This is a genomic window from Aureimonas sp. AU4 (genome assembly GCF_001463765.1).
Classification (GTDB): Bacteria; Pseudomonadota; Alphaproteobacteria; order Rhizobiales; family Rhizobiaceae; genus Aureimonas.
On sequence record NZ_BBWK01000017.1, the window covers coordinates 82,044 to 104,778 of the forward strand.

Consider the following 22,735-nt stretch of genomic DNA (forward strand, 5'->3'; position numbering starts at 1 on the left):
CCGAAGCGGGCCGTCCGGCGTTATGACGGGGCGATGACAGGCGGGCCGCAGCGCCCGCCTCGCTTCCCGAAAGGTTCGACGATGAGCACCGAGTCCCTGAAATACGCCAAGTTCGACGACAGCAACGGCCGCAGCCACGCCTCGCCCGACGCCGTGGTGGACCATCCGGACCTCGACCACGACGAGAAGCACTCGATCCTGAAGGAATGGCGCGCCCGGGTCGACGCCGACAACCGCGCCGACGGGATCGACCCGAACGCCTCGACGCTGGACCAGGCGATCGAGCGTCTGGCGGGCCTTCGCACCTGATCTTCCCGCTCCCGCAGCCCGGCGACCGGCCCTTTCGGCCCGCAGCCATGTTTATGGCGCCGGCGGGTTTGACGAGGCCGCCAGTCCTGCGTCAACTTGGGTTTAGCGAGAGGTCCGCTATGTAGCGGGTCTCCCGCCGTCTGCTGCGGCGCAACAACGGACCCGATTCTCGTGCACACATCCTCGACGACCCCCACCCCTTCGGTCGAGAGCCTGAAGGCGCGCGGCAAGGCGGCGCTGGGCACCGGTATCCGATCCCTCTTCGCGGGCGACCCGAAGCGCTTCGAGCGCTTCAGCTTCCGCCACGAGGATCTGCTTCTCGACCTGTCGAAATGCGCGCTTTCGGCCGAGGACCTGTCGGCGCTCCTCGCGCTGGCTCGCGAGGCGGGGGTGGAGGCCAAGCGCGACGCCATGTTCGCAGGCGCCCCGATCAACGCGACGGAGGGCCGGGCCGTGCTCCACGTCGCACTGCGCGGCCGACCCGAGGACGGTTTCGAGACCGGCGGGCAAAAGGTCGGCGGCGAGGTCGAGGCCGTTCTGGCGGCCATGGCGCGCTTTGCGCAAGGCATCCGCGACGGCTCGATCTCCGGCTCCACCGGCAAGCCGATCACCGACATCGTCAACATCGGCATCGGCGGCTCCGACCTCGGGCCCGCCATGGCGGCGATCGCGCTCTCGCCCTACCACGACGGTCCGCGCGCCCATTTCGTGTCGAACATCGACGGCGCGCACATGGCCGACACGTTGCAAGGGCTCGACCTCGAGACGACGCTCTTCATCGTCGCCTCCAAGACCTTCACCACGATCGAGACCATGACCAACGCCGGGACCGCGCGCCGCGCGGTGGCCGACAAGCTCGGCGAGGCGGCGGTCGGCGCGCATTTCTGCGCGGTCTCCACCGCGCTCGACAAGGTGGCCGCCTTCGGCATCGGCGAGGACCGCACCTTCGGCTTCTGGGACTGGGTCGGCGGGCGCTACTCGATCTGGTCGGCGATCGGCCTGCCGCTGATGATCGCGATCGGCGAGACGCGCTTCCGCGAGTTCCTGAGCGGCGCGCGCGACATGGACCGGCACTTCAAGGACGCGCCGCTCGAAGCGAACCTGCCGGTGCTGCTCGGCCTGGCCGGCTGGTGGCACCGCGTGGCGCAGGATCATCCGACGCGCGCCGTGATCCCCTACGACCAGCGCCTCGCGCGCCTGCCGGCCTATCTCCAGCAGCTCGACATGGAGTCCAACGGCAAGCATGTCGGCCTCGATGGCCGGCCGACGCCGACCGTCACCGGACCCGTGGTCTGGGGCGAGCCGGGCACCAACGGCCAGCACGCCTTCTTCCAGCTCCTCCACCAGGGCACCGACATCGTGCCGGTGGAGTTCATCCTCGGCGCGCGGGCCCATGAGGGCGGCGAGGCGATGAAGATCCATCAGGATCTCCTGATCGCCAACTGCCTCGCGCAGTCCGAAGCCCTCATGAAGGGCCGCACGATGGAGGAGGCGCGCGAGCAGCTCCTCAAGGCCGGGCGCTCGCCGGCCGATGCCGAGCGCATCGCGCCCCACCGCGAGTTCTCCGGCGACCGTCCCTCGATCACCATCCTCCACGAGATCCTCGACCCCTTCCGCTTCGGGCGCCTCGTCGCGCTCTACGAGCACCGCGTCTTCGTCGAGGCCCAGCTCTTCGGCATCAACGCCTACGACCAGTGGGGCGTCGAGCTCGGCAAGGAACTGGCGACGGGCCTCCTGCCCGTGGTCCAGGGCAAGAGCGACGCCTCGTCCCGCGATTCCTCCACGGCCGGCCTCGTGGCCGCCATCTCCGCGCTCAGGAACTGACCCGTATGACGCCCGACACCCTCGCCCGCGCGACCGCGGACAAGCCGACGCCGCGCCGCAACGACGCCGACACGATCGCCACCGAGATCGTCGAGAAGCTGACCTACTCGATCGGCAAGACCACCACCGCCGCGCGCCTCCACGACTGGCTGGAGGCGACGACGCTGGTGGTGCGCGACCGCATCATCGACAATTGGTTCGGCACGACGATCCACACCTACCAGCGGCAGGAAAAGCGCGTCTGCTACCTGTCCATGGAGTTCCTGATCGGCCGCCTCCTGCGCGACGCGATCTCGAATCTCGGCCTCACCGACCCGATCCGCGAGGCGCTCGCGCGCTACGACGTGGAGCTCGACCTCGTCGAGCTCCTGGAGCCGGACGCGGCCCTCGGCAACGGCGGCCTCGGGCGCCTCGCCGCCTGCTTCATGGAGTCCATGGCGACCACCGGCGTGCCGGGCTTCGGCTACGGCATCCGCTACGTGCACGGCTTCTTCCGCCAGGAGATCGTGGACGGCCAGCAGGTCGAGCTGCCCGAGACCTGGCTGAAGCACGGCAACCCGTGGGAGTTCGAGCGGCGCGAGAGCTCCTACGAGATCGGCTTCGGCGGCAAGGTCACGACGATCGACGAGAACGGGCGCCAGCGCCAGGTCTGGCGTCCGGCCGAGCGCGTGCTGGCCGTCGCCTACGACACGCCCGTGGTGGGCTGGCGCGGCACGCACGTCAACACGCTGCGCCTGTGGAGCGCGCAGTCGCTCGACCCGATCCTGCTCGACGCCTTCAACGCCGGCGACCATATCGGCGCCCTGCTCGAGGCCAACAAGGCGGAGGCCATCACCCGCGTCCTCTACCCGGCCGACTCGCACCAGGCCGGCCAGGAGCTGCGCCTGCGCCAAGAGTATTTCTTCTCCTCGGCCTCGCTGCAGGACATCATCCGCCGCCACCTGACGCAGTATCCGGACCTGTCGAACCTGTCCGACAAGGTCGCGGTCCAGCTCAACGACACCCATCCCGCCGTGTCGGTCGCCGAGCTGATGCGCCTTCTCGTGGACGTCCACGGCATCGAGTGGGACACGGCCTGGGCGACGACGCGCGCCGTCTTCTCCTACACCAACCACACGCTCCTGCCCGAAGCCCTCGAGACCTGGCCGATCCACCTCTTCGAGCGCCTCCTGCCGCGCCAGATGCAGATCATCTACGCCATCAACGCGGGCGTCCTGCGCGAGGCGACGCAGGAGCATTCCTTCGACGACGACACGATCCGCGGCATCTCGCTCATCGACGAGGGCAACGGGCGGCGCGTGCGCATGGGCCAGCTCGCCTTCGTGGGCAGCCACGCGGTGAACGGCGTCTCGGCGCTCCACACGGACCTCATGAAGGAGACCGTGTTCCGCGACCTGCACAAGCTCTACCCCACGCGCATCGAGAACAAGACCAACGGCGTGACGCCGCGCCGCTGGCTGTTCGAGAGCAATCCGGGTCTGACGCGCCTTGCCGAGCAGGCGATCGGCACCGGCTTCCGGGACGACATCACCGAGCTCGTCAAGCTCGACCCCTTCGCCGAGGACGCCTCGTTCCGGGAGCGCTTCGCCGGCGTGAAGCGCCAGAACAAGCAGCGCCTCGCCACCTTGATCGAGGAGCGGCTCGCGATCCAGGTCAACCCGGACGCGATCTTCGACATCCAGGTCAAGCGCATCCACGAGTACAAGCGCCAGCTCCTCAACATCCTGGAGACGGTGGCGCTCTACGAGCAGATCCGCTCGCTGCCCCATCTCGACTGGACGCCGCGCGTCAAGATCCTCGCCGGCAAGGCGGCGCCCTCCTACGCCCAGGCCAAGGAGATCATCCATCTGGCCGGCGACGTCGCGCGCGTCATCAACGCCGACCCGGGCGTGCGCGACCTCCTGAAGGTCGTGTTCATCCCGAACTACAACGTCAGCCTCGCCGAGATCATCATGCCGGCCGCCGACGTGTCGGAGCAGATCTCGACCGCCGGCCTGGAGGCGTCGGGCACGGGCAACATGAAGTTCGCGCTCAACGGTGCGCTCACGATCGGCACGCTCGACGGCGCCAACGTCGAGATGCTGGAGCATCTGGGGCAGGAGAACATCTTCATCTTCGGCCTCAAGGCCGACGAGGTGGCCAAGCTGCGCGCCGAGGGGCATTCGGGCCAGGGCGTGATCGAGCGGCAGCCGCTCCTGCGCTCGGCGATCGATTCCATCTCGGCCGGCGTCTTCAGCCAGGACGACCCGAACCGCTATGCCGGCCTCATGGGAGCGCTTCGCGACCGCGACTGGTGGATGATCGCCGCCGACTTCAAGGCCTACTGGGACACCCAGCGCCAGCTCGACGTCCTGTGGAAGGACCGCGCGAAGTGGGACGCGATCGCGGTGCGCAACACGGCGCGCATGGGCTGGTTCTCCTCGGACCGCTCCATCCGCGAATACGCCCACGACATCTGGCGCGCGGGTCCCGACGCCTGAGGGCCGGGATAAATTTTGTGGGTCGAGCGCCCGCCTGCTGCCAGCGCAGCGGGCGGGCGCTATGTTTCAGGCCGTCACGAATCCTGCGAGGCGCGGGTCGGGCGGCATGCAAGGGCTCAAAGGCCCACGCGTAAGGGGGAGGAGTCGAGGGACGATGGCCGACAAGAGCAGGCATTCCGCGCCGATCGCGCGCGACACCATGGCCTATGTCCTGGCCGGCGGGCGCGGCTCGCGCCTCATGGAGCTGACCGACGACCGCGCCAAGCCGGCGGTCTACTTCGGCGGCAAGTCGCGCATCATCGACTTCGCCCTGTCGAACGCCATCAACTCCGGCATCCGCCGCATCGGCGTGGCCACGCAGTACAAGGCCCACTCGCTGATCCGCCACCTCAACCGCGGCTGGAACTTCCTGCGCCCGGGGCGCAACGAGAGCTTCGACGTCCTGCCCGCCTCGCAGCGCGTGTCGGAGGACCAGTGGTACGCCGGCACCGCCGACGCCGTGTACCAGAACATCGACATCATCGAGGCCTACGCGCCCCGTTACATGGTGATCCTGGCGGGCGACCACGTCTACAAGATGGACTACGAGATCATGCTCCAGCAGCATGTGGACACGGGGGCCGACGTGACCGTCGGCTGCCTCGAGGTCCCGCGCATGGAGGCGGTGGGCTTCGGCGTCATGCACGTGGACGAGCAGAACCGCATCACGGACTTCATCGAGAAGCCGGCCGATCCGCCGTCCATTCCCGGCCGGCCCGACACGGCGCTCGCCTCGATGGGCATCTACGTCTTCTCGATGGACTTCCTGTCGGAGCAGCTGCGGCGCGACGCGGCGGACCCCAATTCCAGCCGCGACTTCGGCAAGGACATCATCCCCTACATCGTCAAGCACGGCACGGCCTACGCCCACTCCTTCAACACCTCGGTGGTGCGTTCCTCGGCCGAGTACGGGGCCTACTGGCGCGACGTGGGCACGGTGGACGCCTACTGGCAGGCCAATATCGACCTCACCGACGTCGTGCCCCAGCTCGACATCTACGACCGCGACTGGCCGATCTGGACCTATGCCGACGTCACCCCGCCCGCCAAGTTCGTCCACGAGGAGGACGGACGGCGCGGCACGGCGATCTCGTCGCTCGTCTCGGGCGACTGCATCATCTCGGGCGGCTCGGTACACCGCTCGCTCCTGTTCACGGGCGTGCGGGTCAACAGCTATTCGAGCCTCGACCATGCCGTGGTCCTGCCGGGCTGCCATATCGGGCGCGGCGCGCGCGTCAGCCGCGCCATCCTCGACCGGGGCGTCATCATCCCCGACGGGCTCGTGATCGGCGAGGATCCCGATCTCGACGGCCAGCGCTTCCGCCGCACGGCGAGCGGCGTCTGCCTCGTCACCCAGCCCATGATCGAGCGGCTCCACAGCCGATGATCCGGGTTCTCTCGGTCGCCTCCGAGGTCTTCCCGCTGGTGAAGACCGGCGGCCTGGCGGACGTGGCGGGCGCCCTGCCGCTCGCCCTCGCCCGCCTGGGCGTCGAAACGCGAACGCTCCTGCCCGCCTATCCGACGCTGGCCGAGCCGCTCGCCTCGGGCCGCGAGCTCGCGCGCATCGACGACCTGTTCGGCGGCCCCGCGCGCCTCGTCGGGCTGAAGGCCGAAGGGCTCGACATCCTGCTTCTGGACGCGCCCCACCTCTTCGACCGGCCGGGCGGCCCCTATGTCGGCCCGAACGGCTACGACCATCCCGACAACTGGGCGCGTTTTGCCGCGCTCGGCCGGGCCGGCGCGCTGGTCGGCCAGGGCCTCGTGCCCGGCTGGCGGCCCGACCTCGTCCACGCCCACGACTGGCAGGCGGCGCTGGCTCCCGTTTATCTCGCCTTCGGCGAGAGCCCGCGCCCGCAGACGGTCCTGACCATCCACAACCTCGCCTTCCAGGGCGCCTTCCCGCAAACGGTCTTCCCCGAGCTCGGCCTGCCCGAGCGCGCCTGGTCGATCGAGGGCCTCGAATACTACGGCTCGGTCGGCTTCCTGAAGGGCGGTCTCCACGCCGCCGACGCGATCACGACGGTCTCGCCGAACTATGCGAGCGAAATCCTCCAGGCCGAGAACGGGATGGGCCTCGACGGCTTGCTGCGCGGGCGCGCCGACGCCCTGACGGGCATCGTCAACGGCATCGACACCGACATCTGGGACCCCAACGCCGACCCGCATATCGCGGCGAACTACACGACGAGCGACCTCTTCCGCCGCCAGATCAACAAGCGGGCGCTGGAGGCCGAGTTCGGGCTGGCCGAGAGCGAGGAGCCGATCCTTGCCGTGGTCAGCCGCCTGACCTGGCAAAAGGGCCTCGATGTCCTGGCCGAGAGCTGCGACGACATTCTCGCCATGGGCTGCCGCCTCGTCGTGGTGGGCTCGGGCGACCGGATGCTGGAGGGCTCGTTCCTGGCGGGCGCCGCGCGCCATGCGGGCCGCATGGGCGTTCGCATCGGCTACGACGAGCTTCTGTCGCACCGCGTCCAGGCGGGCGCGGACGCGCTGCTCGTCCCCTCGCGCTTCGAGCCCTGTGGCCTCACCCAGCTCTACGCCCTGCGCTACGGCTGCCTGCCGGTGGTGAGCCGCGTCGGGGGCCTCGCCGACACGGTGATCGACGCGAACTTCGCCGCGCAGGCGGCGGGCGTCGCCACCGGCGTCATCTTCGCGCCCGTCACCGCGGCGGCGCTGCGCGAGGGAATCGGCCGGCTGCTGCGCCTCTACGCCGACCCCGCGCTCTGGCGCGAACTCCAGATCACCGCCATGCGCAGCGAGGTCGGCTGGTCCGCCAGCGCCCGCCGCTACAAAGACCTCTACTCGAGCCTTCTTCAGGACAGCGCCCCATGATCCGCACCGTCGCGACACAGCCGTTCGACGACCAGAAGCCCGGCACCTCGGGCCTGCGCAAGAAGGTGCCGCACTTCCAGCAGCCCCACTACGCCGAGAACTTCATCCAGGCGATCCTCGACGGGGCGAAGCTCGAGCCGGGCTCGAGCCTCGTGATCGGCGGCGACGGGCGCTTCTTCAACGCTTCCGTGATCCGCACCGCGATCCGCATGGCGGCGGCCAACGGCGTCGCCAAGCTGATCGTCGGGCGCGGCGGCCTCCTGTCGACGCCGGCCGCCTCGAACCTCATCCGCAAGCGCAAGGCGGCGGGCGGCATCGTCCTGTCGGCCTCGCACAATCCCGGCGGGCCGGACGGCGACTTCGGCATCAAGTACAACATCGCCAACGGCGGCCCGGCCCCCGAGAGCGTGACCGAGGCGATCTTCCGCCGCACGCGCGAGATCACCGAGTACAAGATCCTCGAGGAGGACGCGCCCGACCTGTCGATCCTCGGCACCACGAGGCTCGCAGACACCGAGGTCGAGATCGTCGATCCGGTCGCCGACTATGCGAGCCTCATGGAGGAGCTCTTCGACTTCGCCAAGATCCGAGCGGCGATCGAGAAGGGCCTGACGCTGCGCTTCGATGCCATGCACGCGGTGACGGGCCCCTACGCCCACGAGATCCTGGAGCGGCGCCTCGGCGCCCCCGTCGGCACGGTTCTGAACGGCGTGCCGTCCGAGGATTTCGGCGGCGGCCACCCCGATCCCAACGTCGTCTGGGCGGCGCCCCTGGTCGACCTGATGATGGGGCCGACCGCGCCGGACTTCGGCGCGGCGTCCGACGGCGACGGCGACCGCAACATGATTCTGGGCCGCGGCATCGTGGTGACGCCCTCCGACTCGCTCGCGATCCTGGCCGCCAACGCGCATCTGGCGCCCGGCTACCGGCGCGGCATCGCGGGCATCGCCCGCTCCATGCCGACCAGCGGCGCCGCCGACCGCGTGGCCCAGAAGCGCGGCATCGGCATCTACGAGACGCCGACCGGCTGGAAGTTCTTCGGAAACCTCCTCGACGCGGGCAAGGTCACGATCTGCGGCGAGGAGAGCGCGGGAACGGGCTCGGATCACGTGCGCGAGAAGGACGGGCTCTGGGCCGTCCTCCTGTGGCTCAACATCCTGGCCGAGCGCGGCCAGTCGGTGTCGGAGATCGTGCGCGAGCACTGGGCCGAGTTCGGCCGCAACTACTACCAGCGCCACGACTACGAGGAGGTCGACAAGACCGCCGCCGAGGGGCTGATGGACAACCTGCGCGACCGCCTGGCCTCCATGGCCGGGCAGCGTTTCGGCACGCTCGTCGTCTCGGAGGCCGACGACTTCTCCTACAAGGATCCCGTCGACGGCTCGGTCTCGACCGGTCAGGGCGTGCGCATCGTCTTCTCGGGCGGCTCGCGCATCGTCTTCCGCCTGTCGGGCACGGGAACGGTGGGGGCGACGCTGCGCGTCTATATCGAGCGCTTCGAGCCCGATCCCTCGCGCCACGACCTCCCGGTCGAGGAGGCGCTGCGCGAGCTGACCGAGACCGCCGACGTGATCGGCGAGATCCGCAAGCGCACGGGCCGCGACCAGCCGGACGTGCGCACCTGACCGGGCGTCCGTGAGCGACGTTCTCGCCCGGCGGGGCCTTGCGCCCCGCTGGCTCCTCGCCTCGCTTCTCGTCGCGCTCTGCGCCGGCGCGGTGCTGCTTCTGATGGGCCGCGTACCGATCTGCCCCTGCGGATACGTGAAGCTCTGGCACGGCGAGGTCGTGTCGTCCGAGAACTCGCAGCACCTCTCCGACTGGTACTCGCCTTCGCACCTGATCCACGGGCTCCTGTTCTACGGCGCCCTGCATCTCCTGCTGCGGCGGTGCCCGCTCGGGCTCCGCCTTTTCCTCGCGACGCTCATTGAGGCGGCGTGGGAGATCGCCGAGAACACGGACGCTGTGATCGGGCGCTACCGCGAGGCGACGATCGCGCTCGACTACTACGGCGACAGCGTCGTCAACTCGCTGTCGGACATCGGCTTCATGATGCTCGGCTTCTGGCTCGCCTCGCGCCTGCCGGTCTGGGCGAGCGTTCTGATCGCGGTCGCGTTCGAGACCCTGACGACCTGGCTGATCCGCGACGGCCTCGCCCTCAACGTCCTGATGCTCGTCTACCCGCTGGACACGGTGCGGCAATGGCAGGGAGGCGCCTGACATGCGGATCACGGCCGAACACGGATGCCCGGAGCGCCTGGGCGCCAGCCTTTCGCCGGACGGCGTCCATTTCGCGGTCGCCTCGGCGGACGCGACGCGGATCGAGCTCTGCCTGTTCGAGCCGGGATCGGCGCGCGAGACGGCCCGCCTTCCCCTGCCCGGCCGCCGGGGCGACCGCTGGTTCGGCTTCGTGCCGGGGCTGGAGGCGGGCGCTCTCTACGGTTATCGCGCGCACGGCCCCTTCGATCCCGCGCGCGCCCTGCGCTTCGACCCGGCCAAGCTTCTGGTCGACCCTTATGCGCTGGAGATCGACCGGCCCTTCGTCTACCACCCGGCGCTCGCCGCGCCCGCCACGGACCGTCTCGACACGGCGGCCCTCGTGCCGCGCGCCGTGGTCGTCGACCCGCCGCGCGACGCCGGGCGCCTGCCCCCAGGGCGGCCGGGTCTCACCTATGAGCTGAACGTGCGCGGCTTCACGCAGCGCCATCCCGATGTGCCCGAGCGCCTGCGCGGCACGCTCGCCGCGCTCGCTGAGCCGGCGGTTCTCGACCATATCGCGGGGCTCGGCATCGCGTCGGTCGAGCTCATGCCGATCGCCGCCTTTCTCGACGAGCGCCATCTCGTGCGCCTCGGCCTCACCAATGCCTGGGGCTACAACCCGATCTGTCACATGGCGCCGGACCCGCGCCTCGTACCCGGCGGCTGGACCGAGGTGCGCCGCGTGACAGAGGCCTTCCACGCACGCGGCATCCGCGTCCTCCTCGACGTCGTCCTCAACCATTCCGGCGAGAGCGACCGGATCGGCCCGACCGTCTCCTGCCGCGGCCTCGACAACCGCCGCTTCTACCGCCACGAGCCGGACGGCGAGCTCGTCAACGTGACGGGCACCGGCAACACCTTCGCGCTCGACCGCGAGCCGGGCCTCGGACTGGCCCTTGCGACGCTGCGCGCCTGGGGCGAGCGCGGCGGCATCGACGGCTTCCGCTACGATCTGGCGCCCGTTCTCGGCCGCACCGACGAGGGCTTCCGCGCGGACGCGCCCCTGCTGCGGGCGATCGCCGCCGACCCCGTCCTCGCCACCATGATCCATGTCGCCGAGCCCTGGGACATCGGCATGGGCGGCTATCAGGTCGGCCGTTTTCCGCAGCCCTTCCTGGAATGGGGCGACGGCTTCCGCGACGACGTTCGGCGCTTCTGGCGCGGCGACCGCCAGACCCTGTCGGGGCTGGCGACGCGGCTCGCCGGCTCGCCCGACCGCTTCGACCCCGAAACTCGGCGCCCGAGCGACTGCGTCAATTTCGTCTGCGCACATGACGGCTTCTCGCTGCTCGACCTCGTCTCCTACGAGGACAAGCACAACTGGGCGAACGGCGAGGAGAACCGCGACGGCCACGGCGACAACCATTCCTGGAACAACGGGGTGGAGGGCGAGACCGCCGACCCCAGCGTGCGCGCGGCGCGCGGCCGCGACAGGCGCGCGCTTCTCGCCACCCTTTTCCTGGCGCGCGGCACGCCCCTGATCGTGGCGGGCGACGAGTTCGGCCGCACGCAGCACGGCAACAACAACGCCTATGCGCAGGACAACCCGACGACCTGGATCGACTGGGAGGCCGCCGACCTCGACCTCGCGCGCTTCACCGCCGGGCTCGCCGCGCTGCGCCGCGCGGAGCCGGCGCTCCATGACGACCGCTTCCTTCTCGGCCTCCCGCTCGGCGGCGAGCCCGACGTCACGTGGCTCGGGCGCGAGGGCGCGCCCATGGAGCCGGCGGAATGGGAAGAGCGGACAACGAACTGGCTCGGGCTGCGCCTGGCGGGCGGAGCGGGGGGCCCCGCGGTCCTTGCCTATCTCAACGCCTCGCTTGGGGCGGTCGCGGTCGAGCCCCCTCCCGGCCGCTGGCGGCTCCTCCTGCGCTCCGACGCGCCGGGCGAGGCGCTGGAGACCGCGCCGCTTTCGCTTCCGCCGCGCTCTGTCACGATCTTCGCCGCCGAGGCGTGAAACCGGCGCGGCAAGGCGCTACATGACGGCTTTGCGCGGGACCCGACGCTCTTCATGCCTATCCAGGAACTGCCCCCCACCCTGATCGACCAGATCGCCGCCGGCGAGGTGGTGGAGCGGCCGGCCAGCGTCGTGAAGGAGCTGGTCGAGAACGCGCTGGACGCGGGCGCCCGGCGCATCGAGATCGTGACGGCGGGCGGCGGCAAGTCGCTGATCCGCGTTTCCGACGACGGCTGCGGCATTCCGGAAGGGGAACTCGCCCTGGCGCTGCGCCGCCACTGCACCTCGAAGATGGCTGATGGTCTCGACGCCATCTCCACGCTGGGCTTTCGCGGCGAGGCGCTGCCCTCGATCGGATCGGTCGCGCACCTCACCTTGCGCTCGCGCGTCAAGGGCGCGCCCGCGCACGAGATGGTGGTGGAAGGCGGTCGCATGAGCGGACCGCGCCCGGCAGCCCTCGGCGGCGGCACGGCGATCGAGGTGCGCGACCTCTTCCAGGCGGTGCCCGCGCGCCTCAAGTTCCTGAAAGGCGAGCGCGCCGAGGCACAAGCCATCACCGAGGTCGTGCGGCGCATCGCGCTGGCCTTCCCGCACGTGCGCTTCGAGCTGGCGGGCGAGGACCGGTCCGAGACGGTGCTTGCCGCCGTCGACGAGAGCGACCGCATCGCGCGCGCGGCGGCCGTGATCGGCGCGGACTTCGCCGAGAACGCGCTCCCCCTCGACGCCGAGCGCGAGGGTATCAGGCTCACCGGCTGGGTGGGCCTGCCGAGCTTCCATCGCGGCACGGCCGCGCATCAGTACGCCTACGTGAACGGCCGCCCCGTGCGCGACCGGCAGATCCTCTCGGCGATCCGCGGCGCCTATGGCGACCTCATGGTCAAGGACCGCCATCCGGTCTGCGTCCTGTTCCTGGAGGTCGATCCGCGCGACGTCGACGTCAACGTCCATCCCGCGAAAAGCGACGTGCGCTTTCGCGACCCCGCGCTGGTGCGCGGCCTCGTGGTCGGCGCGATCCGCCGCCTGATGCTGGATCGGGGCCTTCGTGGCTCGACGGAAGGGGCCGACGGGCTGCTTCAGCGCTTTCGCGCCGGCGGTGGCAGCTGGCAGGCGCCGCCCCCGCCCCCGCCTTTCGAGGCGGCCAGCCATCCGTTCCGCCCGTTGGACACGGCACCGCCCGGCCCCGGTCGCGGCTCTGGCCTGGCCGAGCGGGAAACGCGCTTCGGCGGCTTCGAGCCCTCCGCGCGCGCGGCCCCCGCAGCCCTGTCCCAGACCCCGGCACCCGCCGCCGACTATCCGCTCGGCGCCGCCCGCGCCCAGGTCGGACGCGCCTTCGTGGTGGCCGAGACAGCCGACAGCCTCGTGATCGTCGACCAGCACGCCGCGCACGAGCGCCTCGTCTTCGAGGCGCTAAAGGACGCGCTGCACGCCCGCGCCCTTCCCTCCCAGATGCTGCTCCTGCCCGAGGTCGTGGACCTCACCGAGGCCGAGGCGGACCGGCTGGCGGGCGAGAGCGAGACGCTCTCGCGCTTCGGCCTCGTCGTCGAGCGCTTCGGCCCGGCCGGGCTCATGGTGCGTGGGACGCCGGCTCTGCTCGGCGAGGTGGATGCGCATCGCCTCCTCCGGGATCTCGCCGACGAGGGCGCCGACGGGCCGGGCTCAGGCGCTCCCCTGCGCGCGCGGCTCGACCACGTGGCGGCCACCATGGCGTGCCACGGCTCGGTGCGCGCCGGACGTACCCTGCGCCCCGAGGAGATGAACGCGCTCCTGCGCCGCATGGAGGCGGTGCCGGGCTCGGGCACCTGCAACCACGGCCGCCCGACCTTCATCGAGCTGAAGCTCGCCGACATCGAGCGCCTGTTCGGCCGGCGTTGACTTCGCGCGCCGCTTCGCGCGAACACGGAACCCACGAAACGCGATGAACCGAGGCGACACCCGATGATGAACCGCATGGACAGCGGCGGCGAGGCGAAGCTGCGCTACGGCGATGCCGACTTCGAGGTGCTGCGCCCCGGCGCCTACGTGCGCTGCGCGGTAACGGGCGAGGCCATCCCGCTCGACCTCCTGCGCTACTGGAGCGCCGAGCGCCAGGAGCCGTACCGCGACGCGGCGGCGTCGCTCCAGCGCGAGCTTCAGCTGCGCGGCCGGGCCTGAAAGCGCCGCAGGGTCTCATCGACGAGCCGGCGCGCGCCGTCCTCGCCGATCTCGAGCCGATGCTCTAGGACAAGGGCGCGCATGGCCAGGCCGCGCACGGGCCCCGGTCCCGCCCCCGTCATGCGGGCGCGGTCCTTGGCGGTGGTCACCAGCGCGAGCCCGAGGCTGTCGGCCTCCTGCAGGAGCGATCGCGCGTCCTCGCCGGTATAGGGATGGTGGTCGGGAAAGCGCTGCTCGGCCACGATCTCGGCGCCCGCCCCGCGCAGCGCGCGCGCGAACTTCTCGCCGTCGGCGATGCCGGAAAAGGCGAGGCAGCGCAGCCCCCGGAAGGCCTCGCCGTTGGGCGCGAGCGAGCGGGCGCGGTAGACCGGGCGGCCGGCCAGCTCTCCCAGCGCCTCGACGGCGCGAGTCCCCTCCCCCTCGCCCGCCACGAGAAGCGCCGAGGCGCGCTCCAACTGAAGATCGAGGCTCGCCCGCAACGGCCCGGCCGGCAGGACGCGGCGGTTGCCCAGCGCGCGGTGCGCGTCCACCACGAGGAGCGCGAGATCGGGATGAAGGCGCGCGCTCTGGAAGCCGTCGTCCATGATCGCGAGGTCGCAGCCCTCGGCCCGGAGCGTTGCCGCGCCCGCCCCGCGGTCTCGTGCGACCACGGTGGGCGCAAGGGCCGCGAGCAGCAGCGGCTCGTCGCCGATCAGCGCGGCGCCGTCGCGCCCGTCGGCGACGAGATGGGGCGCCCCGCGCCCCGCCGTGCCGCCATGGCCGCGGGTGAGAAAGCCCGGCCGCAGCCCGAGCGCCAGAGCCGCCTCGGCCAGCGCCAGCGCGGTCGGTGTCTTGCCGGCACCGCCCACGGTCGGGTTGCCGACGCACAGAACCGGGATCGCGGCCTGCGCCGTGGCGCCCGCCCGCAGGCGCCTGTCGGCCGCCGTGCGGTAGAGGAGCGCGGGCAGCGCCAGGGCGGCCGACCGCAGGCCCGGCTCGCGCCACCAGAAGGCGGGCGCGCGCGCCACCGCTAGCGCCCGCCCCGGCGGTCGCGCCGCACCTCAAGCCGCAGCGGCAGGAGGAAGGGGTCGAGAGCCGCGATCGTCCGATCCAGAGCGCCGCCCATCTCGCCCACCGCCTCGCACGCGCCCGCCATCATGGCGCGCCGCGCCTCGGGGTCCGCGAAGAGCTGGGCGACCGCCTGCCCGAGTTCCGCCTCGCTCTCCACGAGCCGCACGCCGCCGCGCGACAGGAGCTTGGCGTAGACGTCGCGGAAGTTCTGCACCATGCGGCCCGAGACGATCGCGGTCTGGAGCATGGCGGCCTCCATCGGATTCTGCCCACCCTCAGCGCTCAGCGACTTGCCGATGAAGGCGATCTCGCAGAGCCGGAGGTAGAAGCCCATGTCGCCGATCGTGTCGCCGATCAGGACGTCGGTGGTGGGATCGGGCAGCTCGCCCCGGCTCCAGCGCGCGGCGCGAAGGCCGAGCGTGGCGAGTTCGCGCTCGATCGCGTCGGCGCGCTCGATATGGCGCGGCACGATCACGGTGAGGAGGCGCGGCCGGTCCTCGCGCAGGGCAAGGTGAACCCGCGCCGCCATCATCTCCTCGCCCTCGTGGGTCGAGAGCGCCGCCCAGACCGGGCGCAGCGCGATCACGCGGCGGGCCTCCTGGAGGTCGCGGGCGTCGGCGCCGGGCGGGGGCGCGTCGGCCTTGAGGTTGCCGGCGACGCTCACCGAGCGCGCGCCGAGCAGATGGTAGCGCTCGCCGTCGATCGCCGACTGGGCGACGATGTGGGCGAGATTCTCCAGAAGCGTTTCGGCGAGCCAGGGCACCGACTTCCAGCGCCGGAACGAGCGGTCCGACAGGCGCGCGTTGACGAGGATCTGCGGCACGCGGCGGCGCTGCAGCTCGGCCATGGTCATGGGCCAGAGCTCGCTCTCGGCGAAGACGGCGAGATCGGGCCGCCAATGGTCGAGGAAGCGGCGTACGCAGGGGCGAAGGTCGAGCGGCACGTACTGATGGATGACCTCGGTGCCGAGGCGCTCCTCGACCAGCCCCGCCGAGGTGACGGTACCCGTGGTCATGAGCACGGCGACGCCGGTGGCCGCGATCTCGCGCACCATGGGCTCGACCGCCGCACTCTCGCCGACGCTCGCGGCGTGGACCCAGACGAGCGGCTGGCCGGGCGGGCGCGGCTCGCTCGCGTGCCCGTAGCGCTCGCGCCGTCGCGCGGGCTCCTCCTTGCCGCGCCCGGCGCGCCAGCGGACATAGCCGCCGATCGCGGGATAGGCGGCCTGGCCGAGGAGGCGGTAGGCTCCGAGCGCCGTGCGCGACAGGCGGTCGCTCACGCCCGGGCCTCGGGAACGAGGCCGTCGGCGAGCGCGAGGGCCCTGGTGTTGGCGCGCTCGATGGCGGCGGTCACCTCGCGGCGGAGGCGCTCCATGTCGTTGGGGGTCGAATCAGGGGGAACGAGGATCGGCGGCTCCATGGCCACCGCCATGCGCCCGAAAGGCAGCGGGATCGTGGTGCGGTCCCAGGTTTTCTCCAGGGTCCGGCGCCGGCTGGTGGCGGCGGCCGAGGGAATGATCGGACGGCCCGAAAGCTTGGCGAGCGTCACGATGCCCAGCCCCGCCTCGCGCGGCACGCCCTTCGGGACATCCGCGATCATGCAGACGCCCGTGCCGGCATCCAGAAGCCGCTTCAGCTCGATCAAGGCGCGTGCCCCGCCCTTGCGCGAGGCGGCCTCGCGCACGCGCCCGCCCGAGCCGCGCACGGTGCGGATGCCGAAGCGCTCCACCACGCCCGCGTTGATCTCGGCGTCGGCCGAGCGTGACAGAAGCGCGACATAGGGCAGGTGGCGCGGCCGGAAGAAGGGCGCGAGCAGGTGCTGCCCATGCCAGAGCGCCACGATCGCGGGATGCTGGCTCGTGAGGATGGCGGAGAAGTCGTCGGAGCCGCTCGCCGGGCGCTGCGCCGCGCCGATAAGGCGCAGGAGGTCGAACACCGCCCGCCCCGCGACGCGCATCGCGAAGGGCTGGCGCGACAGGGACTTGAGGCGGCGCTGCAGGCGCACGCGCAGGCGCTTGCGGCGGGGTCGCGCGACATCCGGCACGCCGGCGGCCCCGCGTCCTTCGCTCAAGCGGCGTCCGGGTTCAGGAACCGGTGCAGGTGGACGATGAAGTAGCGCATGGCGGCGTTGTCGACGGTGGCCTGCGCCTTGCCGCGCCAGGCGGTGAGCGCGGAGGCGTAGTCCGGAAACACGCCCACGATCTCGATCGCGGCGGGATCGCGGAACTCGACGCCCGACAGGCTCTTCAGCTCGCCGCCGAACACGAGGTGGAGCCGCTGCGGCGAGGTTTCTTCGCTGACCATCGTCTTCCAAAGTCCGTTCGAGGAGAGGCTACTCAGGCAGCCGCGGCCGCGCGCCCGTAGCCGAACAGGCGCTCCAGCGCGGCGTCCGCGCCGGCCACCAGTACGCCATGCCTCGCCGGCCGGAGCTTGTAAAGGTGGCGCTCCCCGTCGAGCCGGGCGAGGCGCCCGCCTGCGCGCTCCAGGATGAGGTCGGCCGCCGCCACGTCCCAGTCGTTGGCGTGGGGACCGACGATCGTGCCGTCGAGGCGGCCGGCCGCCACCAGGGCGAGGCGGTAGGCGAGCGAGGGGATGGAGCGCTGGAAGTCGACCTCCGCGCCGAGCCGCCCTTCCAGGCGCCGGCGCATGCCGTCGGGCATGGACAGGCGCATGGCGCCCGCCCCGACCGACGCCTCGATCGGAACGCCGTTGAGGGTCGCAGGACCTTCGGCGGTGGCGAGGAAGGTCTCACGGAGCGCGGGCGCTTCCAGGACGCCCGCCACCGGGCGCCCCGCCTCCACCACCGCGATCGAGACGCACCAGGTCTCGTCGCCGCGCAGGAAGGCGCGCGTGCCGTCGATCGGGTCCACTACGAAGAAGCGGTCCTCGCCGTCTGCCGACCCTTCCGTCTCGGTCTCCTCCGACACCCAGCCGTAGCGCGGGCGCGCCGAAAGGAGCGCCTCGCGCAGGAAGCGGTCCACGGCGAGGTCGGCCTCGGAAACGGGCGAGGAGCCGTTCTTCAGCCAGCTTTCGGGGTCCTGCCGCCAGTAGCCGAGGGCGATCCGCCCGGCCTCGCGCGCGGCCTCGGCCAAGAGGTCGATGTCCTCCACGCTCAACGACCCGCCACGGTCATCTCGCCGATCCGCAAGGTCGGCACCACGAGCGAGAAGCGCGTGTCGGCGTCGTCGGCGGTCTCGATCGCGCGATACATGTCGGCCAAGTTCCCAGCGATCGTGAACTCCGAGACGGGGCGGCCGAGGCGGCCCTCCTCGATCAGGAAGCCCGAGGCGCCGGTGGAATAGTCGCCGGTCACGAGGTTGGCGCCGTGGCCGATGGTCTCGGTGACGTAGAGGCCCGACCACGTGTCGCGCAGGAGGTCCTCCACCGGGCGCCGCGCGCCGCCGGTGAGCGTGACGTTGGTGGACGAGGGCGAGACGCCCGACGAGGAGCGCAAGGCGCGCCCGTTGGTGCGCAGGCCCAGCTCGCGCGCCGCCGCGCTGTCGAGGATCCACGAGCGCAGGGTGCCGTTCTCGACGAGCGCGAGACGCTCGCCGCGCACGCCCTCGCCGTCGAAGGGGCGCGAGCCGGCGCGCCGGCGCAGAAGCGGCTCGTCGACCAGCGACAGCGCCTCCGGCAGGACGGCCTCGCCCATGCGGTTCTTCAGGAAGCTCGTGCCGCGCGCGATGCCCGCGCCGTTGATCGCGCCGACCAGGCTGCCAATGAGGCCGCGCGACACGCGCGGGTCGAGGACGATCGCATAGCGCCCGGTCGCGACCTTGTCGGGGTTGACGCGGGCGACGGCGCGCTCGCCGGCCCGCCGGCCGATCGAGGCCGCGTCCTCGAGGTCGGCGAGGTGGATGCGGCTGTCGAAGTCGTAGTCGCGCTCCATGCGCGTTCCTTCGCCCGCGAGCACGCTCACCTGCCGCGAGAAGCCGGAGCGCTGGCGGAAGCCGCGAAAGCCGGTGGAGGTGACGAGAACGAGGCCCGTCGCGCCCATGCCCGCCGAGGCGCCGCCGGAATTGGTGACGCCCGGCACGGCGCGTGCGGCTTCCTCCGTTTCTAGGGCGCTCGCGACCATCGCCTCGCCGCCCATCTCGCTCGGGTCGAAGAGGTCGAGATCGGCGATCTCGCGCGCGAGCAGCTCGGGCTCGGCCAGGCCTGCATGGGGGTTCTCGGGCGAGACTCGCGCCATGGCCACGGCGCGCTCGGCGAGGCGGTCGGGGTCGGCGCGGATGTCGGCCGAGACCGTGGCCGAGCGCTTGCCCACGAAGACGCGCAGCGACAGGTCGTCGCTTTCCGATGATTCGGTTTCCTCGACCCGGCCGAGGCGCACCTCGACCGAGCGCGAGCGCGAGCGCACCACCGCCGCGTCCGAGGCGTCGGCCCCGTGGCGCCGCGCGGCCGAGATCAGCCGCTCCCCGAGATCGGCGAGGGGGGACAGGTCGTCACTCATGGGGAAACCGCCAAAGCTTTTGCACTCGCCCCATCTATTATGCGATGGCCGGGCTTCAAGCACGCCGACGGTCCGGCGCGCCGACGATGGGGAGACCCGCGCCATGGAGGCGGCACCACTCTTCGCGGAAATCCTCCTGATCCTGGGCGGCGGCATCGTCGCGGGCACGCTGTTCAAGCGGATCGGCCTCGGCACGGTGCTGGGCTATCTCTTCGCCGGCATCCTGATCGGACCCGTGCTGCAGCTGATCGAGAACGGGCAGGAGGAGATCCTCCATCTCGGCGAGCTCGGCGTCGTGTTCCTCCTCTTCATCATCGGCCTGGAGCTGAAGCTCTCGCGTCTCTGGGCGCTGCGCCGCCAGATCTTCGGGCTCGGCCTCGCGCAGGTCGTGGTGACGGGCGCGGTGCTGACGGGGGTCATGACGCTCGCGACGAACTGGCAGGCGGCGACGGTGATCGGCTTCGGCCTTGCCCTTTCCTCCACCGCCTTCGCGCTGCAGATCCTGGAGGAGCGCGGCGAGCTCGCCACGCGCTTCGGCCAGAGCGCGTTCGCCGTGCTCCTGTTCCAGGATCTCGCGATCGTCCCGCTGCTCGCCGTCCTGCCGCTGCTCGCCCCGGCGGGCGAGGCCTCGGCGGCGGTGCACGCGCCGGTCTCGCCTCTCTGGTCGGTGGGGGCGCTGGTCGCGCTCGTCGTCGTGGGGCGCTACGTCCTCAATCCGCTGTTCCGCATCCTCGCCCAGGCCGGCGCGCGCGAGGTGATGATCGGGGCGGCGCTCTTCGTGGTGCTGGCCTCGGCGCTCCTGATGGGGCTGGCCGGCTTCTCCATGGCGATGGGCGCCTTCATCGCGGGCGTGCTGCTGGCCGAAAGCTCCTACCGCCACGAGCTGGAAGCCAATATCGACCCGTTCCGCGGCCTTCTCCTCGGCCTCTTCTTCATCGCGGTCGGCCTGTCGCTCGACCTTTCGGTGATCGCGGCCAACTGGTGGATCGTGCTTCTGGGCACGCCCGCCCTGATGCTGGTGAAGGCGGCCGTGCTCTACCCGCTCTGCCGGCTTTTCGGCGAGAGCCACACCGCGGCGCTGCGCGTCGCGCTCGTGCTGCCGCAGGGCGGCGAGTTCGCCTTCGTCCTGTTCTCGGCGGCGAGCGGGGCCGCGATCCTGCCCGCCGAGCTCGGCTCGCTGCTCGTCGCCGTCGTGACGCTTTCCATGGCGCTGACGCCGCTCACCGACTATCTCGGCCGCAGCTTCTCGGTGGAGGACGAGGGGCTGGAGGCGCCCGAGGAGGATTTCGCGGGCGCCGGCTCCGACATCCTGATGATCGGCTTCTCGCGCTTCGGGCAGATCGCGGCGCAGGTGCTCCTGTCGAGCGGCCTTGGCCTCACCATCCTCGACTCCTCGCCCGAGCGCATCCGCAACGCGGCGCGCTTCGGCTTCCGCATCTACTACGGGTCGGGGCTGCGCCTCGAGGTCCTGGAGGCGGCCGGCATCCGCCGCGCCAAGATCGTGGCGGTCTGCACCAACACGCCCGAGACCACGACGCGCATCGTCGACCTCATCCGCGCCGAGTTTCCGGACGTGCGCCTCTTCGTGCGCTCCTACGACCGCAACCACACGCTGGCTCTGCGCGAGCGGGGCGTCGCCTTCGAGATCCGCGAGACGCTGGAATCGGCCCTGAGCTTCGGCGGCGCGACTCTGGAGGCGCTGGGCTTCGACCACAAACAGGCAGAGGCCGTGGTGGGCGACGTGCGCACGCGCGACGCCGAGCGCATCCTCCTGCAGCAGGCCCGCACCGCCGGCACCGGCTCGAGCGTCCTGGCGCCGACGCGCGTCACGCCCGAGCCCCTGCCCGAGCCGCGCCCGCCCGGCTCCAGGACGCGCACGGCCCGCACGCAGGACGCCGCTCCCGCCGCGCCCAGTCCCGAGCCCGTACGCTAACGGGCCCAGGATCTGCGGGCGTTCAGGCCTTGTGGACCTCGCTGTCGCTCTTGAGCACCTTCGTGCCGTCCTCCTGCTTCAGGAGATAGGCGGGGTTGTCGTTGGTCGCCTTGCGGGTGACCTCCTTCCCCTTGATCTTGCGCGTCACCTCCTTGGTGAACGTCTGCTCGACCTTGCCCTGGGCCTTGGACGAGCCGTACTTCCATTCGACCTCGGTGCCCTTGCGGATATCGGTCATGTCGGCGAACTCCTGTTGGCTGATGTCGGGAAGGCCAATGTGGCGGCGCGACCCCGGGTTCCGCCCCTCGCTCGCTTGTCCACAGCGCGGCGATGCGGCGCGCCTTCCCGCCCGGAACGCCGAGGCCCCGGCCCTCGTTGGGATGGCGACCTGACCTTTCCGAAAGCTTCGTCGTCATGCACGACCGCCTTCTGTTCCATGCCGAGCGCTTCGGCCTCGTCATGGTGGACCCGACCCTCTTCACCGTCGAGCGCCGCCGCCACGGGCGCGGGCACCGCATCTGCTTCTCGGGCGGCGAGGCCATCACCGACCGCCCGCTGAAGGCGCGCATCAAGGCGCTCGTGCTGCCGCCGGCCTGGCGCGACGTGAAGATCTGCGTCGACGAGAACGGCCACATCCAGGCGACGGGCCGCGACGAGAAGGGCCGCATCCAGTACCGCTACCACGACGCCTGGGTGAACGTGCGCAACGCGGTGAAGACCGAGCGCCTTCTGCGCTTCGGCCGGGCGCTTCCCACGCTCCGCCGCAAGCTCGAGGCCGACATGAAGCGAAACGCCGACGACGAGCGCGCGACGGCGGCCGTGGCGGCGCGCCTGATCGACCTCTCGGCCATGCGGCCCGGCCACGAGAAATACGCTGAGGACGGCGGGCGCGGCGTCGCTTCGCTCCGGCGCGAGAACCTCAAGCTCGGCGAGAAGCGCGCCGTCCTGAAGTTCATCGGCAAGTCGCACCAGACCAACGTCGTGGAGATCGAGGACCGGCAGCTCGTGCGCTCGCTGGAGCGCATGAAGGCGGGCCGCTCGAAGCGACTCTTCCGCTTCACGGGCGCCGACCTCAAGCGCCACGACCTGACCGCCAACCTTCTCAACCGCTACCTGCGCTCGGCGTCGGGCAAGCGCATCTCGGCCAAGGACTTCCGCACCTTCCACGGCTCGGCCGAGGCGCTGCGCTTCCTTCTCGAGGACGTGGAGCCCGCCGAGCGCGACACCCTGCCCAAGCGTCGCCGCGCGGTCGCGAAAGCCATGCGCTCGGTCTCGACGGTCCTGCGCAACACGCCGACCGTCGCGCGCGCGTCCTACGTCCATCCCGAGATCGTCGTCGCCTTCGAGGAGGAGCGCCTCTCGCCCGACCTCCTGCGCGGGCGCTCGCGCGAGGGGCTGACCAGCGTCGAGACCGCCTTGATGCGCTTCCTGGAAGAGACCGCGCAGGCCTGA

19 protein-coding genes are annotated in these 22,735 nt (G+C 71.3%); 12 read left to right on the plus strand and 7 right to left on the minus strand.

What is annotated here, in order from left to right; all coding sequences use genetic code 11:
• Nucleotides 1-81 precede the first annotated feature (81 nt).
• The 10 genes from AUL35_RS06570 to AUL35_RS06615 all read left to right on the plus strand — a co-directional run bounded on the left by AUL35_RS06570 (nt 82) and on the right by AUL35_RS06615 (nt 13,848).
• Nucleotides 82-309 (plus strand): hypothetical protein, encoded by a 228-nt coding sequence (locus AUL35_RS06570; RefSeq protein ID WP_062013247.1) that lies wholly within the window; start codon nt 82-84, stop codon nt 307-309.
• Nucleotides 310-480: 171 nt separating this feature from the next.
• Nucleotides 481-2,133 (plus strand): glucose-6-phosphate isomerase, encoded by a 1,653-nt coding sequence (pgi, locus tag AUL35_RS06575; RefSeq protein WP_156417873.1) that lies wholly within the window; start codon nt 481-483, stop codon nt 2,131-2,133.
• A gap of 5 nt (nt 2,134-2,138) precedes the next feature.
• Nucleotides 2,139-4,613 (plus strand): glycogen/starch/alpha-glucan phosphorylase, encoded by a 2,475-nt coding sequence (locus AUL35_RS06580; RefSeq protein ID WP_062013248.1) that lies wholly within the window; start codon nt 2,139-2,141, stop codon nt 4,611-4,613.
• Nucleotides 4,614-4,767: 154 nt separating this feature from the next.
• Nucleotides 4,768-6,039 carry a glucose-1-phosphate adenylyltransferase gene (gene glgC / locus AUL35_RS06585; RefSeq protein ID WP_062013250.1) on the plus strand — a complete coding sequence of 424 codons (1,272 nt, stop codon included), beginning with the start codon at nt 4,768-4,770 and terminating at the stop codon, nt 6,037-6,039.
• Complete coding sequence (glgA, locus tag AUL35_RS06590) at nt 6,039-7,484, plus strand: glycogen synthase GlgA (RefSeq protein ID WP_062013365.1); 1,446 nt, start codon at nt 6,039-6,041, stop codon at nt 7,482-7,484. Before glgC ends, glgA begins: the two co-directional genes overlap by 1 nt.
• Nucleotides 7,481-9,109, plus strand: a complete 1,629-nt coding sequence (locus AUL35_RS06595; RefSeq protein WP_062013252.1) for an alpha-D-glucose phosphate-specific phosphoglucomutase — start codon at nt 7,481-7,483, stop codon at nt 9,107-9,109. The genes glgA and AUL35_RS06595 overlap by 4 nt, the downstream gene beginning before the upstream one ends.
• 10 nt (nt 9,110-9,119) lie before the next feature.
• Nucleotides 9,120-9,701: a DUF2585 domain-containing protein gene (locus AUL35_RS06600; RefSeq protein WP_062013254.1), complete on the plus strand. Its 582-nt coding sequence runs from the start codon at nt 9,120-9,122 to the stop codon at nt 9,699-9,701.
• Nucleotide 9,702: 1 nt separating this feature from the next.
• Nucleotides 9,703-11,697 (plus strand): glycogen debranching protein GlgX, encoded by a 1,995-nt coding sequence (gene glgX / locus AUL35_RS06605; RefSeq protein WP_062013255.1) that lies wholly within the window; start codon nt 9,703-9,705, stop codon nt 11,695-11,697.
• A gap of 54 nt (nt 11,698-11,751) precedes the next feature.
• Nucleotides 11,752-13,569, plus strand: a complete 1,818-nt coding sequence (mutL, locus tag AUL35_RS06610) for a DNA mismatch repair endonuclease MutL (RefSeq protein WP_062013256.1) — start codon at nt 11,752-11,754, stop codon at nt 13,567-13,569.
• Between the two features lie 63 nt (nt 13,570-13,632).
• Nucleotides 13,633-13,848: a DUF2093 domain-containing protein gene (locus tag AUL35_RS06615; RefSeq protein ID WP_062013258.1), complete on the plus strand. Its 216-nt coding sequence runs from the start codon at nt 13,633-13,635 to the stop codon at nt 13,846-13,848.
• On the opposite strand, the gene lpxK is transcribed toward AUL35_RS06615, so the two are convergent.
• Genes lpxK through AUL35_RS06645 form a run of 6 tightly spaced genes read right to left on the minus strand, consistent with a single transcriptional unit; the run spans nt 13,827 to nt 19,350 of the window.
• Complete coding sequence (gene lpxK, locus AUL35_RS06620; protein WP_062013260.1) at nt 13,827-14,855, minus strand: tetraacyldisaccharide 4'-kinase; 1,029 nt, start codon at nt 14,853-14,855, stop codon at nt 13,827-13,829. The two genes, AUL35_RS06615 and lpxK, sit on opposite strands and share 22 nt — an antisense overlap.
• Nucleotides 14,856-14,857: 2 nt before the next feature.
• Nucleotides 14,858-16,177 (minus strand): 3-deoxy-D-manno-octulosonic acid transferase, encoded by a 1,320-nt coding sequence (locus AUL35_RS06625; protein WP_062013264.1) that lies wholly within the window; start codon nt 16,175-16,177, stop codon nt 14,858-14,860.
• On the minus strand, nt 16,174-16,968 hold the full coding sequence (locus AUL35_RS06630; RefSeq protein WP_062013266.1) for a lysophospholipid acyltransferase family protein: 795 nt from the start codon (nt 16,966-16,968) through the stop codon (nt 16,174-16,176). The genes AUL35_RS06625 and AUL35_RS06630 overlap by 4 nt, the downstream gene beginning before the upstream one ends.
• Nucleotides 16,965-17,201, minus strand: coding sequence for a DUF4170 domain-containing protein (locus tag AUL35_RS06635; RefSeq protein ID WP_062013269.1), 237 nt, complete (start codon nt 17,199-17,201; stop codon nt 16,965-16,967). The genes AUL35_RS06630 and AUL35_RS06635 overlap by 4 nt, the downstream gene beginning before the upstream one ends.
• 32 nt (nt 17,202-17,233) lie before the next feature.
• Nucleotides 17,234-18,007 carry a 3'(2'),5'-bisphosphate nucleotidase CysQ gene (locus tag AUL35_RS06640; RefSeq protein ID WP_244493683.1) on the minus strand — a complete coding sequence of 258 codons (774 nt, stop codon included), beginning with the start codon at nt 18,005-18,007 and terminating at the stop codon, nt 17,234-17,236.
• Nucleotides 18,008-18,009: 2 nt separating this feature from the next.
• A complete protein-coding gene (locus AUL35_RS06645) occupies nt 18,010-19,350 on the minus strand; it encodes a TldD/PmbA family protein (protein ID WP_062013272.1) in 1,341 nt (446 codons plus the stop codon).
• Between the two features lie 103 nt (nt 19,351-19,453).
• On the opposite strand from AUL35_RS06645, the gene AUL35_RS06650 reads away from it, so the two are divergent.
• Nucleotides 19,454-21,283 (plus strand): monovalent cation:proton antiporter-2 (CPA2) family protein, encoded by a 1,830-nt coding sequence (locus tag AUL35_RS06650; RefSeq protein ID WP_062013274.1) that lies wholly within the window; start codon nt 19,454-19,456, stop codon nt 21,281-21,283.
• 22 nt (nt 21,284-21,305) lie between these two features.
• Here AUL35_RS06650 and AUL35_RS06655 read toward each other — a convergent pair whose 3' ends face one another.
• The gene (locus AUL35_RS06655) at nt 21,306-21,521 is read right to left on the minus strand and encodes a DUF2945 domain-containing protein (protein ID WP_062013276.1); all 216 of its coding nucleotides are present in this window, start codon (nt 21,519-21,521) and stop codon (nt 21,306-21,308) included.
• A gap of 176 nt (nt 21,522-21,697) precedes the next feature.
• Here AUL35_RS06655 and AUL35_RS06660 point away from each other — a divergent pair, with 176 nt between their 5' ends.
• Nucleotides 21,698-22,735 carry a DNA topoisomerase IB gene (locus AUL35_RS06660; protein ID WP_062013278.1) on the plus strand — a complete coding sequence of 346 codons (1,038 nt, stop codon included), beginning with the start codon at nt 21,698-21,700 and terminating at the stop codon, nt 22,733-22,735.

What these genes read in the sequence shown, in the direction of transcription:
- AUL35_RS06570 (WP_062013247.1), top strand. Translation starts at nt 82, where the DNA reads ATGAGCACCGAGTCCCTGAAATACGCCAAGTTCGACGACAGCAACGGC.
- AUL35_RS06580 (WP_062013248.1), top strand. Translation starts at nt 2,139, where the DNA reads ATGACGCCCGACACCCTCGCCCGCGCGACCGCGGACAAGCCGACGCCG.
- glgC (WP_062013250.1), top strand. Translation starts at nt 4,768, where the DNA reads ATGGCCGACAAGAGCAGGCATTCCGCGCCGATCGCGCGCGACACCATG.
- AUL35_RS06595 (WP_062013252.1), top strand. Translation starts at nt 7,481, where the DNA reads ATGATCCGCACCGTCGCGACACAGCCGTTCGACGACCAGAAGCCCGGC.
- glgX (WP_062013255.1), top strand. Translation starts at nt 9,703, where the DNA reads ATGCGGATCACGGCCGAACACGGATGCCCGGAGCGCCTGGGCGCCAGC.
- mutL (WP_062013256.1), top strand. Translation starts at nt 11,752, where the DNA reads ATGCCTATCCAGGAACTGCCCCCCACCCTGATCGACCAGATCGCCGCC.
- AUL35_RS06615 (WP_062013258.1), top strand. Translation starts at nt 13,633, where the DNA reads ATGATGAACCGCATGGACAGCGGCGGCGAGGCGAAGCTGCGCTACGGC.
- AUL35_RS06635 (WP_062013269.1), bottom strand. Translation starts at nt 17,201, where the DNA reads ATGGTCAGCGAAGAAACCTCGCCGCAGCGGCTCCACCTCGTGTTCGGC.
- AUL35_RS06645 (WP_062013272.1), bottom strand. Translation starts at nt 19,350, where the DNA reads ATGAGTGACGACCTGTCCCCCCTCGCCGATCTCGGGGAGCGGCTGATC.
- AUL35_RS06650 (WP_062013274.1), top strand. Translation starts at nt 19,454, where the DNA reads ATGGAGGCGGCACCACTCTTCGCGGAAATCCTCCTGATCCTGGGCGGC.
- AUL35_RS06655 (WP_062013276.1), bottom strand. Translation starts at nt 21,521, where the DNA reads ATGACCGATATCCGCAAGGGCACCGAGGTCGAATGGAAGTACGGCTCG.
- AUL35_RS06660 (WP_062013278.1), top strand. Translation starts at nt 21,698, where the DNA reads ATGCACGACCGCCTTCTGTTCCATGCCGAGCGCTTCGGCCTCGTCATG.